Source organism: Allocoleopsis sp., assembly GCF_036703385.1.
Classification (GTDB): Bacteria; Cyanobacteriota; Cyanobacteriia; order Cyanobacteriales; family Coleofasciculaceae; genus Allocoleopsis.
Genome location: NZ_DATNPA010000491.1, coordinates 1 through 15,918, shown reverse-complemented (window position 1 = coordinate 15,918; position 15,918 = coordinate 1). Strand labels below are relative to the sequence as shown.

The following is a 15,918-nucleotide window of genomic DNA, read 5'->3' as shown; positions in this document are numbered from 1 at the left end:
TTATCTGTACATTGATTGCAATCCCTGGGCTGGGAAGTTTTCGAGTTGCCAGCGTGTAACTGTAAATCCAAGCAAAAGACTCATTTCATTAATAAGTGTTAATCAAGTCTTCAGAATTAGCTTCAGCCTTGAAGTCTTGGGGTGAAAAGAACATGGTCAATTCCTTACAAAACGCTGAGAAAGTTATTAATTCTCTAATTCCCAGTTCCGCCTATATTCATATTCCCTTCTGCCGACGCCGCTGTTACTACTGTGATTTTCCAGTGTCTGTGGTCGGCGATCAAGCGACAGGGAGTACCTCAGGCACAATTGAGCAATATGTCGAGGTGTTGTGCCAAGAAATTGCAACGACACCATCGTCTGGGCACTCTTTAGAAACCGTGTTTTTGGGCGGCGGGACACCGTCGCTGCTATCGGTTGAACAGCTAGGACGCATTTTGGAGATAATAGACCAGCACTTTGGGGTAACGGCCGGGGTCGAGATTTCAATGGAAATGGACCCAGGAACATTCAGTCTGGAACAGCTTAAAGGATACCAGGCTGCCGGGGTGAATCGAATCAGCTTGGGTGTTCAGGCGTTTCAGGATGAATTGTTGAGAGTTTGTGGGCGATCGCACAACGCCAATGATATCTTTGCAGCAGTTGATCTACTGTGCAAAGTAGAGGTTCCCGACTTCAGCGTTGATTTGATTTCTGGGTTGCCTAATCAAACCTTAGAACAATGGCAGGAATCTCTTGAAGCCTCTGTTCATCTAGCTCCCACCCATATCTCCTGCTATGACCTAATTGTTGAACCCGTCACCGCTTTTGGACGGCAGTACGCACCCGGTGCCAAACCCCTACCAACTGATGACACGGCTGCCCAGATGTACCGCCTCGCGCAGCAAATCCTCAGCCATGCGGGTTACGAGCATTATGAAATCTCCAACTATGCTTTGCCCGGTCATCAATGCCGCCACAATCGGGTTTATTGGGAAAACCGACCCTACTATGGTTTTGGTATGGGAGCCGCTAGCTATGTCCAAGGGCATCGGTTCACCCGACCTCGCACTAGACGGGAATATTATGCTTGGGTACAGCAGCTCATTGAGGCAGGTGGCATCCTTGATGGTTCAAGGACATCACAAACAGATGTCTTGCTAGAAACTTTAATGCTAGGGCTACGTTTAGCCGAAGGACTAACTCTGTCCACCTTAACTCAACAGTTTGGAGAAAAAACCCTCGAACAAATTTGGGCAGCTTTGCAGCCATACTACCGTAATGCATGGGTAGAAGTAGTTGGGGCAAATGGAGAGATGATTGAGCTGCAAAATACCCAAAAACTTCCGAACAGTGGACAGCTGAGGCTCAGTGACCCAGAAGGGTTCTTATTTTCCAATATAGTTCTCGCTGATTTATTTAGCCATCTGGAATAAAATTTAAATTCTCCCGGCCTCCTCTCTCAATACTTCCATCAAAGAAAAGGAGTTGATTATTCGTTAAATTGTTCATATTTATACTTTCTACTTGATAAATTAGTGGAATGTTTGCTTGAATTAGTCACAGCTTTTATGTAGTACCTGATTAGACAAGGCTTGGTTTGGCACTCACATCCGGAACAATAGCTAGGAACTGTGTATCAAGTTAGAGATATTTCTAGAGACGACGCCGCCTCGAACATGGTTAAGTATTACTGGATGAACCAGGCAGCTGGACACGAAATGATTACGCTGATGGATCAAAATGAAATTACAGCACTGGGTGCTTCCCTAAGACCTATCGATCAGAGGCTATTAACCCCAGCCAAGGAGGAAGGTACGCGTCGAGTCTGGTACCAGGGCGGGGAGCCTTATTTTGATGTGTTTGTGGAACTGCGTCAGGGAAAAATTGAATGGTTTCAATTTACTTTGCGTGGTAAATCGCTTTCTTGGAGGCCACAAGCTTCTGGTTGGCAAACTGGAAGGACTAATGAAATGCGAACAGACGACCTTACCTTCTATCCCGCTAGCAAATTGATTGAGAGCGATAAGCAGCCAGATGCTGAGTTAATTGAATTAGCCCGCTCGATTTTGCAAACCCGTGCTGGTGATGAATTTTTTGACCAAGTATTGACACTTTTTGAGAGCCCCGAGGAAAAAACTCTTCCTTAAGATGAAATAAAAGCCCCGCGATCCAACTTTCCTCCACTCAGATAGAAATTTAACCTTGTTCTGTAATAATGACTATTTGTGCCAATTAGGGGAAAGGAGGGTATGTTATGGCCGGTAGCCAAGTGAGTGCAGATCTGTGGGTCAGCGAGTACATCACGCCTTGGGATATTTATGTTCATGGCGTAACCCAAGTTCTCGCTTACAAGAAAACTGCCTACCAGGAAATGTACATCGTTGAAACGGGTGCGTATGGCAAAGGGCTAGTTTTGGATGGAAAGTGGCAATCCTGTACGGGCGACGAGTTTCTTTACCACGAACCCCTCGTACACCCAGCAATGATTTGTCATGGAAACCCTCGCAACGTCCTCGTTTTGGGAGGCGGTGAAGGAGCGACGGTGCGCGAAATTCTCCGCTGGAAGAGTGTTGAGCAGGCGATGATGGTGGATATTGACGGTGAGGTGGTAGAAGCCTGCCGCGAACATATGCCAGAGATGCACCAAAATGCATTTGATGATGCACGTACCAAGCTGGTAATCGGTGATGCTCTGGAAGTTTTAGATACGACCGATCAGAAGTGGGATATTGTCATCTCAGATCTGTCTGACCCTATTGAAGAAGGGCCATCATTTCAACTCTTTACAAAAGAGTATTTCGAGAGAGTTCAGCGGGTTCTGGCACCGGGAGGATATTTCGTGCTGCAAGCTGGCTCGGTGTCACCTATTGAACTGACACTTCATGCTCGTCTCGTAAAAACTCTAGGCACAATATTTCCCAATGTGCATTCTTATAGCTCTCACACCCCCAGCTATGGCGCACCTTGGGGTTTTGCGATCGCTTCAACACAAGCAATCGCAACTCAACCTGATCCCGCCACGATCGACCAACTACTGAGCGAAAAGACGACCGGTGGCTTTCGCCTGATCGATGGTATAAGCCTATTGGGACTCCTGCAAACCCCTGCTCATATCCGCCGTGCGATCGCACAAGAAACCCAAGTCTATACCCTGAAAGAACCACCGAAGTTCTTCGGAAAAGGCTCACGCGGATAGGAGACTTGAGACGAGCGCTGAAATTGAATCTCTCGTTCTCGCTAGTCCTTGTTAAGCTGCTCTGCCTCTAGTTTGCACTAGTGCTGTTGACAACAATCTTGTGGGATGGGCATCTTGCCCGTCCCGACTATGTAATTTACATGTGGAATAGCTTATACCAAGTTGCGTTCTAATCCGTAACCTTCTATTACCCATGATTTAACCGCTGAAAAATTGTAAAAATGGGTTGCGCAAATGTAAGGATTTATTGCAAGGTTTAAAAAATTAGCAGAATTTTGACTGTATCACAGCGTACAATTGCCTACATTACTTGTATTGTTAAGAATCTTACTCCTTCAGGGTGTTCACCTTTCCACTCTCAGCGTAGCCATCCTAATCTTTAGCACTCCTAAAGAAACTGCTTATACTTAGCAGTACGATCACCCCGATAGGGAACGAAGGCTCCTACGCGAATGTAGCCATGCGCCATAAACGCTAATACCTTGGAAATTACTCATGCAGCCTAATGGTCTGTCCATTCAGTCATTAGCTTTAACACATGCGATTGACACTCATTTTTTGACAGTGGCTCCCGATACTCCACTTGTTGATGTCCTGGCACTGATGAGTCAATTTCGCAGTTGTATGCTGCGTGATGGCGGCTTAAACCAAGAACTCTATCCAGCCAATACGGGAAGAGATAAGATTGCCTGCGTTGGACAGGAAAAAGAGGCGATTTTTGAGGCCACTGATACGGTTGATGGCTGCGTCTTGGTGATGGAACAGTCGCAGTTGGTTGGGATTTTTACAGAACGAGATATTGTCAGACTGACAGCGGCGGGTATTTCCCTAAAAAGCCTCAAAATCACTGAGGTGATGACCCAACTACCCGTGACCCTCAGAAAATCTCAGGAGCATGACGTTTTTACAGCTCTTGGGTTATTTCGCCAACATCGGATTCGCCACCTCCCAATCATAGATGAGCAGGGGCAACCTGTCGGGATTGTAACTCACGACAGTATTCGCAGAGCTCTGCAACCCGTCAATCTTCTAACGCGACTGCGGTATGTCAAAGATGTTATGACTACCCAGATCATTCACGCTTCAGTCAAGTCTTCGGTACTCAATTTAGCCAAGCTGATGACAGAGCATCAGGTCAGTTGCGTGGTGATTACCCAAGAGAGTGAGCAGCGAGAAGTCAATACTCAAACGTCTAATTCCCAGGTTAAAATACCCGTTGGCATTGTTACAGAGCGAGATATCGTGCAATTTCAGGCGTTGGAACTGGATTTGTCGCGAATGATTGCTCAAGATGTAATGAGTACACCCTTATTTTGTCTTCGTCCCTCAGATTCTTTGTGGGATGCCCATGAAGACATGCACCGCCATCATGTAAGACGCCTAATTGTTACAGGTAGCGATGGAGAATTGGTAGGTATTGTTTCCCAGACCAGTCTGCTACAAGTGTTGAACCCGGCAGATATGTACGGGGTTATTGAAGTCTTACAACATGTGGTAGAAGAGCGAACCGCTGAATTAAAAAAAACCAATGAACGGCTGCGTCATGAGATTGTTGTGCGTGAGCAAGCTGAGTTAGCACTTTTAGAGGCGCACGATCAATTAAAAATACAAGTGGAGGAGAGGACGGCTCAGCTTACTCAAGCGAATGCCCAGTTGCAGCAGGATATTCAGGAACGCCAGCGGGTAGAGGCGGCACTGCGGCAAAGTGAAGCTAAATTGAGGAACCAAGCAACCAAGCTAAAACTGACTCTACAGGAACTGCACTCCTACCAAACTCAGCTGATTCAGACGGAGAAAATGTCGGCACTAGGGTTGTTGGTTGCGGGTGTTGCTCACGAAATTAACAACCCCATTAATTTCATTTACGGCAATATTGCCTACGCAAGTCAATACATTCAGGACATCATGGACTTGCTGCAACTTTACGAGCAGCACTATCCCCAGGCAATAGCAGAAATTCAGGAGCAATCGGAGAAAATTGACCTAGATTTTGTCAGATCTGACCTCCCTAAACTTCTTAATTCAATGAAACTGGGAGCCGATCGCATCCGCGACCTAGTGTTATCGTTACGAAACTTCTCGCGATTGGATGAAGCCGAGATGAAATTCGTCAATCTTCACGAGGGACTCGATAGCACTTTGTTGATTTTGCAGAATCAGCTAAAAGCAACGACTGGACGTTCGGAAATTACAGTCATTAAAGAGTACGGGAATCTTCCACTGGTGGAGTGTTATCCAGGGCAACTCAACCAGGTGTTTATGAATCTTCTCAGTAATGCGATCGATGCTCTAGAAGAATTAAGAATCCTAAATGTCCAATGTGCCACTTGTAATTCTCAACACTCTATTCCTTCACCCACCATCACCCTTCGCACTGGCATCAAAGAAGTAAGGGGTAGAGAGCCTATTCCTTACTCGCCCTCCTGTGTGAGGGAAACACCATCTGTGTCCACGCTTCTTGCCGTTATCCAAATAGTAGATAACGGTTCTGGTATGACGGAGTCTGTGCGTCAACGTTTATTTGACCCATTCTTCACAACAAAAGCGGTAGGCAAAGGAACTGGGTTGGGTTTGTCGATTAGCTATCAGATTGTAGTGAAAAAACATGGTGGACAGATAGAGTGTATTTCTGCGCCGGGGCAAGGAACTGAGTTTGTGATTGAAATTCCTATTTCACAACGAAATTATTCAACGGGATTTACCATCGATAGCTTACAGTCGTCTTGTGTCAAGGACTTTAAGGTATAAAATTTTTAATCAATCGGGTAGGATAAACTCGACAAAGTATTCGGTTAATCCAAGCTTTTTTGAGTAGAGTGGAAGTAATAAGAGAGCACAAGCTAGCGTAGAGTTTCCAAAACCATGAGTTTATCCCTGAAGCAGCTGACCCTTTATCTGACTTTGCTAGGCATAGGCGGGGGTGCCGGGGTGTTGGGTAGCCGTTATCTCATGGCAGAGCAGCAAGTGGTAGAATCCCCGCAGGCAGTCCCGGCTGTCTTGCAGCCCTCGCCGCCTAAGCCGTTCAGTCCTTCTCCTCAAACCAACCTCAACTTTATTGCTGAGGCGGTAGAGATTGTGGGACCAGCTGTGGTGAGGATTGATTCAGCACGGAAGCTCTCATCCCAAGACGTTCCAGAACCGTTCAAAAATCCCTTCTTTCGACGCTTCTTTGGGAATGAGATGCCACCTCCAGAACAACGGGTAGAGCGAGGAACTGGATCGGGATTTATTATCAGTGGTGATGGGCGTCTGATCACCAATGCCCACGTTATTGCCGGCGCAGATAGTGTGAAAGTCACGCTAAAGGATGGTCGGACCTTTCAAGGAAAGGTGGTCGGTGTAGATTCGGTAACTGATGTTGCCGTGGTCAAAATTGAGGCGAATAAATTACCAACTGTACGTTTAGGAACATCGGAGAAGTTAATTCCAGGCGAATGGGCGATCGCGATCGGAAATCCCCTGGGTTTGGATAACACGGTGACGGTTGGTATCATCAGTGCGTTAGATCGCTCGAGTTCTCAAGTCGGCGTTCCTGAAAAACGGGTGAGCTTTATCCAGACGGATGCTGCCATTAATCCGGGTAATTCCGGTGGGCCCCTCTTAAATGCCAAAGGTGAAGTAATTGGGATTAACACAGCCATACGCGCTGGCGCTCAGGGATTAGGCTTTGCGATTCCCATTGAAACCGCTCAACGAGTTGCCAATCAGCTGTTTACCAAAGGACGCGTAGAGCATCCCTACTTGGGAATTAAGATGGTGACGCTAACACCGGACTTGAAGAAAGAACTGAATGAAGACAAGAGTGTTGGCTTTAAAGTGACACGAGATACAGGTGTGATCATTGTCAGCGTTGCCAAAAACTCACCAGCGGCTCAGGCCGGTTTCCAACCTGGAGATGTGATCGAAAAAGTCGCCAGTAAACCGATTAAGAGTGCGGCTGAGGTGCAACAGCAGGTTGAAGCGAGTACAGTTGGGTCTAATTTGCCAGTCGAAGTGACGCGCCAAGGTAAGAGACAAATGCTTCAAGTGCGACCAGGAGCTTTCCCGACTGAGGAAGCACAAAATAAAGACGAATAGCATCTCCTACTATGCACTTGAGTGCTTTTTTCCGCTTCATTGCCTCTAATGGAGAGTGATACCAAGTTGCAGCTCATAGTAGTAGATAGGCCAGACTTGGAAGACAAGGGAGACAAGGCAGAGAAAGTAGTATCTACGTTAGCGAAGCGGCTCCGTAGGAGCAACGCAACTTCTATGAGGAGGGGAATTACGAATTATGAATTGGAAATTAAAAATTACGAATTATTGATCACACCCTAATTGACGCTTTCCCCATTCCGCTACGCTGCGTATGGGGTCTTCCCGGCGATTAAGATAAAAAGGGCTGATAGGCGCGATCGCTACCTATCAACCCTTTATTGAATTAGACGTTTCCATCTCTACGGGAAGCGAGGAAATTCAGCACTAACCTCTCATCCCAACGTCTTACTTGCTTTCTGAGAACTCAGCGTCAATCACATCGTCACCACCGGAGCTACCAGAGCCTGAGTCAGAACCGCCTGCACCAGGAGGTGTGGGGCCACCCTCTGAACCACCGCCAGCTTGTTGATAAAGGTTGGTGCTGATACTATAGAGTGCCTGCTGCAAGTCAGTAGTCAGTGTTTTAATCCGCTCGTCATCCTCTTGCTGAATCGCTTCTCGCAGGTCTTTGATTAGCCCCTCAACCTTGGTCTTCTCAGCCGATGGAACTTTGTCACCCAATTCACTAAGCTGTTTCTCAGCTTGGTAGGATAGAGAATCTGCCTGGTTTTTACGGTCAATCTTCTCACGACGCTCTTTGTCAGTAGAGGCATTCTTTTCGGCTTCATTAACCATGCGCTCCACTTCGTCCTTGGGTAGGGTCGAAGCACCAGTAATGCTGATCGATTGCTCTTTACCCGTACCTTTGTCCTTGGCGGTAACGTTGAGGATACCGTTAGCGTCGATGTCGAAAATTACTTCGATTTGGGGAACGCCACGAGGAGCTGGGGGGATACCATCTAAGCGGAATGTACCCAGACTCTTGTTATCGTTAGACATCTCACGCTCACCTTGGAGAACGTGGATTTCTACATTGGTTTGACCATCCACAGCTGTGGAGAAGGTTTCCGACTTCTTGGTAGGAATGGTAGTGTTGCGAGGAATAATCTTGGTCATGACACCGCCCAAGGTTTCTACACCGAGAGACAGTGGTGTGACATCAAGAAGTAGGATATCTTTGACTTCACCAGCCAAAACACCCGCTTGAATCGCAGCGCCAACAGCTACTACTTCATCCGGGTTCACGCTTTGGTTGGGGTCTTTACCCAGAACCCGCTTAACCAACTCTTGTACCGCAGGAATCCGGGTGGAACCACCCACTAACACGACCTCGTTAATAGCGCTCTTGTCGATTTTGGCATCACGCACCGCGTTCTCAACAGGGATGCGGCAACGGTCAATTAAGTCCGCACAGAGTTCTTCAAACTTGGCACGGGTTAACACCAAATCCAGGTGCTTCGGGCCATCTTGGGTTGCCGTGATGAAGGGGAGGTTGATTTCAGCTTGAGTAACGCTGGAAAGCTCGATTTTGGCTTTTTCAGCGGCTTCGGTTAAGCGTTGCAGCGCTTGCTTGTCTTTGCGTAGGTCAATGCCTTCGTCTTTTTGGAAAGTTGAAGCGAGGTAATCTACGATTTTCTTGTCGAAGTCGTCACCACCCAGGTGAGTATCGCCGCTTGTTGCCAATACTTCAAACACACCGTCACCCACTTCGAGGATAGATACGTCAAAAGTACCACCACCCAGGTCAAATACCAGAATGGTTTCTTGAGTCTTCTTGTCTAAACCGTAGGCGAGAGAAGCAGCGGTCGGTTCGTTGATAATCCGCAGCACTTCGACGCCAGCGATTTTACCCGCATCTTTGGTGGCTTGACGCTGAGAGTCGTTGAAGTAAGCCGGAACGGTAACAACGGCTTGGGTAACAGTTTCACCCAGGTATTTGCTAGCATCCTCTACTAGCTTACGTAGCACTTGAGCCGAAATCTCTTCCGGAGCAAATTGCTTGCCTTGAGCGGGGCAATCAATTTTGACGTTACCGTTTACGTTAAGGATTTTATAAGAAACTTCTGTAGCCTCGTGGGTAACTTCGCTAAATTTACGCCCAATGAAGCGTTTGACTGAGTAGAAGGTGTTCTCGGGGTTCATCACCGCCTGACGCTTGGCGATTTGACCGACTAAGCGATCGCCATTTTTGGCATAGGCTACAACTGACGGTGTCGTCCGAAAACCCTCTGCGTTGGCAATAACGGTCGGTTTACCACCTTCCATCACGGCGACGCAGGAGTTCGTTGTACCTAAGTCAATTCCAACAACTTTTGCCATAAGAGTGTTCCAGTTTCGTTTAACTACAAATAAGGATTGGGCAGGGGAGCATCAAAATTGAACCATTTAAGAATTCAACCCGCAGTTGTTTCCCATTTCAATACCATTGGCTCTGCTACCATTCTCTATACTGAGCACTTTCCACCTGTCTCATGAAGGGGGGGTTCCCGAACCTGAGATGGGACGGTTCTTAGAAGGGTGATGACTTTTGCCACTCCTTCAAGGAATGAATGCCTATCGGTAAGTTTTTACGACCGCTCGCTTTCACTGTGTCTAATGTATGAAACTTAGGGGTATATGGGATTGGTGTGAACCGTAATGAATCAGTTGTGTTTGCCGCCTTGAGCGAGTTTTACCTTCCATTTACTGTGTTTTGATCAACCCAGAAGTCATCCCTTGATTAAGAACATTTGTACTGAATATGAGGGAAAGGGATGCGATCGCCAAGACTGAAAATCTCAAGGATGGCTGGCTCCTACTCAGTAGAATAAAAAAGCTAAATTGCTGCAATATCCCTTCTATGGTTTCCCTATCGCCCAGCTTGAAAGCCCGACTCTCCTCTCCGCTGAAGATAGGCTCTTTAGAAGTGAACAGCCGGGTTTTACAGTCACCTCTTTCGGGCGTCACGGATTTGGTGTTTCGCCGTCTGGTGCGGCGCTATGCTCCAGAGTCGATGATGTATACGGAAATGGTTCATGCCTCCGGCCTACGCTACGCTAAAGCTCTGCCTAAAATTATGGAGGTAGACCCCAACGAGCGGCCCATCAGTATTCAATTATTTGACTGCCGTCCAGATTTCTTAGCCGAAGCGGCGCAGATGGCGGTTGAGGAAGGGGCGAATACGGTGGATATTAATATGGGTTGCCCGGTTAACAAAATCACGAAAAACGGTGGTGGTTCCTCTCTATTGCGGGAACCGGAAACCGCTGAGGCGATCGTGCGGGCTGTGGTTAAAGCAGTTACTGTCCCTGTTACCGTAAAAACTCGCATTGGCTGGACAGATGAGGAGATTAATATCCTAGAATTTGCCAAACGCATGGAGGATGCTGGGGCGCAGATGATTACGGTTCATGGACGTACCCGCGCCCAAGGATACAATGGCAATGCCCAGTGGGAATGGATTGGACGAGTTAAGGAGATTCTCTCTATCCCAGTGATTGCCAATGGGGATATCTTCTCCGTGGAGGCAGCCGTAAATTGCTTAGAACAAACGGGTGCGGATGGGGTCATGTGTTCCCGTGGCACGTTAGGCTATCCGTTTTTAGTAGGAGAAATTGACTACTTCCTGAAAACTGGACAAATATTGACACCACCGACGCCCGAAGAACGCCTAGAATGTGCGCAGGAACATCTGCAAGCCTTGTGGGAGTATAAAGGCGATCGCGGTATTCGTCAGTCCAGAAAGCACATGACTTGGTATACTAAGGGATTTTCTGGAGCGGCTGAATTGCGGGGACAGTTAGCTGTGATTGAAACGGTTGAGCAAGGAGTCGAATTACTGGAGAAAGCGATCGCCGACTTGCGGCAGGGCGGCTAATACTCTGTCTAAGCTACCTGTAGGATTCATCTCAATATGCCGTATTACTTAGCTCAACTGGTTAGGTGACAAGTTGATGTGCTAGGGTAGTTAGCGAGAATTATGTTCGGTGGCAGTGTTTCTGTTGGGTATTTACAGGCGTCTCTCCGGATCTAAATCTCTGCGTTATTTGATTCTGGAGACTTTTTATGTCAATCTATGTAGGTAACCTTTCCTACCAGGTTACACCAGAAGATCTGAGTAGCGTTTTTGCGGAATACGGAACTGTAAAACGTGTTCAAATTCCAACAGACCGTGAAACAGGTCGCTCTCGCGGGTTTGGTTTTGTGGAGATGGAAACAGAAGCTGAGGAAGATGCAGCGATTCAAGAGCTTGATGGTGCGGAATGGATGGGTCGTAGCCTTAAAGTCAACAAGGCAAAGCCTCGCGAAGATCAAAAGCGCAGTGGTAGTTACTCACGCCGCTTCTAAGCTTCGTTCTCCAGACATCAATATTTAGTTAATCAACATTTAGTTAACCCGATGCAACTCGACAGCCAGAAGTTGCTCTCCCTTTACTCCAGTAGTGTGAGGTGATCAACGTGCGGTGAGCATATATTTCGATAGCGCTGCTTTGACACTAATTTACAAATAAGGCAGTGCATCCAACTGCTTGTTATCACCCATTTTGTTAGAAATTTACATGGATGATCGACATCATTCATACTAAATTATTTGTTCACGCTCAGGAGAAGATAGCATGACCCAAGTGGTTGTCGGTGAAAATGAAGGCATTGAGTCTGCACTACGGCGCTTCAAGCGTCAAGTGTCAAAGGCGGGAATATTTGCAGATATGAAGCGTTTGCGTCACTTTGAGACCCCTATCGAAAAGAAAAAGCGGAAAGCTGTTGCCAGAAGACGCAAGCGGCGGATGAACTAATTTTTGCACTATTGCATTTTACCCAATGCGGTAATCCTGTAGAGGCGTGAGTGACGCCTTTACAGCTTTATTGTCCTCAAGATTAAAAGCTATATAAACACTAGGGTGCGCCGGAACGCACCCTGCCCTCGATTCTGAATAACTATCTACAATTACAATAACCCGACAAAATGCAAGGGTCCCTGACCGCTAATTAATTCCAACACCAAAGCCAGAAAACCAATCATCGCTAGACGACCATTCCACACTTCTGCGGCTGTGGTCATTCCCCACTCCCAACGCTCTTGGGGATACATCTTGACTTTCTTCGCCGGACGAATCACTTCAGAGAACTTGCGATCGGGGGCGTCAAGCGAGTCAACCACCAACGTCGCCAAGGAGTCAATAAACACAGGATGGGTATTGAGGGCTGGTACACGTTGGAAGCTGCCAATACCAGCTTCTTGTGCTAGGTGTCGATACTCGATGTCAACTTCTTGCAACGTTTCGATGTGTTCGGAAACAAAGCTAATGGGTACCACTAGCAAATTTTCGGTGCCTTGAGTCCCTAATTCTTGAAGAGCGTCTTCTGTATAGGGTTTGAGCCACTCTACCGGGCCAACTCGGCTTTGATAAGCCAGAGTATGGGGGTTGGGACGGTTGAGGGTTTGCATAATTAGGGCTGTGCAATCCTCAATTTCTTGTTGGTAGGGGTCACCGGCTTCTGTGACATAACTGACAGGAACACCATGAGCACTAAAGAAAATATGAACGGAGTCAGGATTGGGAAACTGATCGAGTTCTTGGGCGATTAACTGCGCCATCGCTTTTAGGTAACCGGGCTGCTGGTACCAGGAAGGAATGACCGTATAGTTAATTCGGTTAAGGGCTGGGTCTTCTTGCCAAATTTTTTCGAGGAGGCGGAAGCTGGAACCACTAGTACTGATGGAAAATTGAGGATAGAGAGGTAGAATGACTAAGTCTGTAATCCCGTCGCGCTTAATCCGGGCGATCGCTTCTTCTGTAAAGGGATGCCAGTAGCGCATACCGATATAAACTCTCGCGTCTTTCCCCTTGTTTTGTAAGTGTTCTTGGAGAGCTTGTGCCTGCGCCTCTGTAATATGACGCAGTGGTGAACCTCCACCAATTTGTCGGTAGTTCTCTTGCGATTTTTTCGCACGTAACGTCGAAATCAACCAAGCAAGGGGACTTTGCAGCCAGGAAAAGGGTAAGCGAATAATTTCGGGGTCAGAAAATAAGTTGTACAGAAAGGGACGGACATCCCTTAACTCATCTGGTCCTCCCAAATTCAGTAATAAAACCCCAACACGACCCATAGTGGTTACAGCTTCCCAAAACTTTCATATTTGTTACTGATTTTAACAATATATTCTCTTAGTGGTTTGAATTCTCAGTAATAAATACACATCTTTACTAGGACGTGAGCCGTGGCAACTATTTTAAGGACTTGGAGTTATAAATATCAGTGGCTCTATGATGGCATCTCTCGACTGGCTGCCTTGAGTGTAGGCGGAGAAGCGCGATTTCACCAGCTACCCCTACAAGGCTTAACAATTTCTTTAGAATCTCAGGTTTTAGATCTGTGTTGCGGCAGTGGTCAGGCAACTCAATTTTTGGTGCAATCCTCCCAGAACGTTACAGGACTGGATGTCTCCCCTGTCTCCCTAGAACGAGCGAAGCGAAATGTCCCTCAAGCCAAGTACGTTGAAGCCTTAGCTGAGGAGATGCCGTTTCCCGATGCTCAATTTGATTTGGTGCATACGAGTGTGGCAATGCATGAAATGCCCCCTTCTATACTTAGACAGATTATTAAGGAAGTTTATCGAGTGCTTAAACCAGGGGGTGTGTTTGCGTTGGTGGACTTTCACAAGCCGACGAATCCGCTATTTTGGCCTGGATTGTCGGTATTTCTGTGGTTGTTTGAGACACAGACAGCTTGGCAGTTATTGGAAACAGATTTGGTGGGTTTACTCAAAGATACAGGGTTTGAGATGTTTGAGCATCGCTTGTATGCGGGTGGGAGTCTTCAGGTGATTCAAGCAAGGAAGTAGAAGTAAAGGATTCTATCTTGGTCGCTTTTTGAGTTCAGTGACTTGTGCTTCTAGCGATTGTACGCGCTCTTTGAGTTCAATCACTAAAGTAGCTAGGCGTTCAAACATGGGGTCTGATGAGGACACTTGCCGTCTATTGGTTCTAGAGGAAATTTGGGGAACTGCTCGATTTGGCGTCGAGGGTTGAGGGATGGGTCGCCCACTCAGTTGGGCGAGTTGAGACTCAATGCGGCTGACTTGCGATCGCAGTTGGAAATTTTCAGATTCTATTCGAGCAATCCGGGATTCCAGCAAGCCTGGTGATTGAGCAAGTGTTAAACCTGGTATCAGGATAAGTCCCAAAATTAAGGCAATGCAGGTTATCCCATATTTATTGAGCATGATGTTTTGTCTGGGCTAAAAGCAGCGAAGCGATCGCGATTGAGAGCGAATCGCACTTCTTATGCTGTCAAATTTGCCAACCATTGACCTGTAGCTTTGGGCGAATGTAGATGCACTACCTTGAGATGGATATATTCAGGTTGAGCCAAAAGAATGGGATACTTGCTTCGATTTTTGTAATAAGTTTTTAGTGCCCATAGCAAGATGGAATCGCGGCTGAATGTTTGTCGCCACGTCTCCCGGTTTCCACTCCAAAGTTCCTCTTGCATCACAACTCGTCGCCATGTTCGCTGTAATAGTCGCCCCATAATAACGGGTAGAGGGTAGTCGAGCCAGACAACTGTATCAGCTCGATTCCAGATGATAGGGCGTATTTTGCTGTAATTGCCATCAACAACCCAGCGATTAGTACTGAGCGACTTTTCTACACGTTTTTGGAAAATATTAATCGGTGCTTCTGTCCAATTCGGTTCCCAGTGGAGTGCATCTAGTTCTATATGGGGAATAGCAAGACGTTAGGAAATCTGGCAAGCTAGGGTAGTTTTACCTGAGCCAGATGTACCGACTACCGAAATTCGCTGTCCACAATTTGGAAGGTTTTGATTCATCTTCTTTGCTCATACAATCACTCAATAAAGGAGCTACTCATAGTGATTGATAATGTCTTAACTCAGCTCTAGAAGGAATAAATTGGATAGAAAGGAGGCGACCGTAGAACTCGATCGCCTATCCTCCAGGCAAGAATAACCCTACCTATAATCAGCTATTAAAAGAGGCACGATACCTATCGATTCTCAGTTACAACCAATTACGGAAAACTGACAACTAATAACTTCAAGTCGTATATTCAGCATTAATCTTCACGTAGTCATAGCTCAAGTCACAACCCCAAGCTTTACCCGTGCCATGTCCATTGCCAACACTCACGGCAATTAGAACAGTATCTTCTTTCAAGTACTCACCTGCCGCTGCTTGTTTTAGATAATTACTCGCTGCCGCGCGGTCAAAAGGCAGGGGTTGACCATTTTCCATCATCAAGAAATCCCCTAACTGAACTCTGAGATTTTCTTGCTCAAAGGTTACTCCTGCATAACCGGCTGCGGCAGCAATTCTGCCCCAATTCGGATCGCGACCAAATATCGCTGATTTAACTAAAGATGAGCCAGCAATACTTCGGGCAATTTGACGCGCCGCTTTGTCATCGGCTGCGCCCGAAACTTGTACTTCAATCAGACACGTAGCACCTTCTCCATCTCGTGCGATCGCTTTGGCTAAATGTTGACAAACCGCTGTTAGCATCGCCTCCAATTTTTCCGCTTCTGGCCCCATCTCCGTAATGGCAGCTGTCCGGGATTGACCATTTGCCAGAGCAATTAAGGTGTCGTTGGTACTGGTATCTCCATCAACCGTAATTTGGTTGAAGCTTTTATCCGCTGCTCGACTCAACATCTGTTGCC

General features: G+C 46.9%; 13 protein-coding genes and 1 pseudogene. 9 read left to right on the top strand and 5 right to left on the bottom strand.

The genetic code is table 11. From position 1 onward, the window contains the following. The first annotated feature begins 152 nt into the window (after positions 1 to 152). The 5 genes from hemW to V6C93_RS24100 all read left to right on the top strand — a co-directional run bounded on the left by hemW (position 153) and on the right by V6C93_RS24100 (position 7,255). The gene (hemW, locus tag V6C93_RS24120) at positions 153 to 1,415 is read left to right on the top strand and encodes a radical SAM family heme chaperone HemW (protein WP_333479216.1); all 1,263 of its coding nucleotides are present in this window, start codon (positions 153 to 155) and stop codon (positions 1,413 to 1,415) included. Between the two features lie 243 nt (positions 1,416 to 1,658). After that, positions 1,659 to 2,129, top strand: a complete 471-nt coding sequence (locus V6C93_RS24115) for a hypothetical protein (protein WP_349262828.1) — start codon at positions 1,659 to 1,661, stop codon at positions 2,127 to 2,129. 107 nt (positions 2,130 to 2,236) lie between these two features. Then, complete coding sequence (locus V6C93_RS24110; RefSeq protein WP_333479214.1) at positions 2,237 to 3,178, top strand: fused MFS/spermidine synthase; 942 nt, start codon at positions 2,237 to 2,239, stop codon at positions 3,176 to 3,178. 495 nt (positions 3,179 to 3,673) lie between these two features. Further along, a complete protein-coding gene (locus V6C93_RS24105) occupies positions 3,674 to 5,926 on the top strand; it encodes a CBS domain-containing protein (RefSeq protein ID WP_333479213.1) in 2,253 nt (750 codons plus the stop codon). 114 nt (positions 5,927 to 6,040) lie between these two features. Continuing rightward, positions 6,041 to 7,255 (top strand): HhoA/HhoB/HtrA family serine endopeptidase, encoded by a 1,215-nt coding sequence (locus V6C93_RS24100; protein WP_333479212.1) that lies wholly within the window; start codon positions 6,041 to 6,043, stop codon positions 7,253 to 7,255. Between the two features lie 405 nt (positions 7,256 to 7,660). Here the strand turns inward: V6C93_RS24100 and dnaK are convergent, their stop codons facing one another. Beyond that, a complete protein-coding gene (gene dnaK, locus V6C93_RS24095; protein ID WP_333479211.1) occupies positions 7,661 to 9,574 on the bottom strand; it encodes a molecular chaperone DnaK in 1,914 nt (637 codons plus the stop codon). 520 nt (positions 9,575 to 10,094) lie between these two features. Here dnaK and dusB point away from each other — a divergent pair. The 3 genes from dusB (at position 10,095) to rpsU (ending at position 12,029) form a co-directional block, all read left to right on the top strand. Next, positions 10,095 to 11,111, top strand: a complete 1,017-nt coding sequence (gene dusB / locus V6C93_RS24090) for a tRNA dihydrouridine synthase DusB (RefSeq protein ID WP_349262827.1) — start codon at positions 10,095 to 10,097, stop codon at positions 11,109 to 11,111. A 188-nt stretch (positions 11,112 to 11,299) separates the two neighbouring features. After that, positions 11,300 to 11,581, top strand: a complete 282-nt coding sequence (locus V6C93_RS24085) for an RNA-binding protein (protein ID WP_333479209.1) — start codon at positions 11,300 to 11,302, stop codon at positions 11,579 to 11,581. Positions 11,582 to 11,849: 268 nt separating this feature from the next. Further along, positions 11,850 to 12,029, top strand: coding sequence for a 30S ribosomal protein S21 (gene rpsU, locus V6C93_RS24080; RefSeq protein WP_190499649.1), 180 nt, complete (start codon positions 11,850 to 11,852; stop codon positions 12,027 to 12,029). Positions 12,030 to 12,181: 152 nt separating this feature from the next. Here rpsU and hemH read toward each other — a convergent pair whose 3' ends face one another. After that, entirely contained in the window at positions 12,182 to 13,345 is a 1,164-nt protein-coding gene (gene hemH / locus V6C93_RS24075; RefSeq protein WP_333479208.1) for a ferrochelatase, read from the bottom strand. A 111-nt stretch (positions 13,346 to 13,456) separates the two neighbouring features. On the opposite strand from hemH, the gene V6C93_RS24070 reads away from it, so the two are divergent. Next, positions 13,457 to 14,080, top strand: a complete 624-nt coding sequence (locus V6C93_RS24070) for a class I SAM-dependent methyltransferase (RefSeq protein WP_333479207.1) — start codon at positions 13,457 to 13,459, stop codon at positions 14,078 to 14,080. A gap of 12 nt (positions 14,081 to 14,092) precedes the next feature. Here V6C93_RS24070 and V6C93_RS24065 read toward each other — a convergent pair whose 3' ends face one another. From V6C93_RS24065 to V6C93_RS24055, 3 genes and pseudogenes are all read right to left on the bottom strand, one after another. Then, complete coding sequence (locus tag V6C93_RS24065) at positions 14,093 to 14,461, bottom strand: hypothetical protein (RefSeq protein WP_333479206.1); 369 nt, start codon at positions 14,459 to 14,461, stop codon at positions 14,093 to 14,095. A 59-nt stretch (positions 14,462 to 14,520) separates the two neighbouring features. Further along, positions 14,521 to 15,069 (bottom strand): annotated as a pseudogene (locus tag V6C93_RS38445) (adenylate kinase). Positions 15,070 to 15,295: 226 nt separating this feature from the next. Further along, on the bottom strand, positions 15,296 to 15,918 hold a 623-nt coding region (locus V6C93_RS24055), incomplete at its 5' end, for a bifunctional ornithine acetyltransferase/N-acetylglutamate synthase (protein ID WP_333479204.1).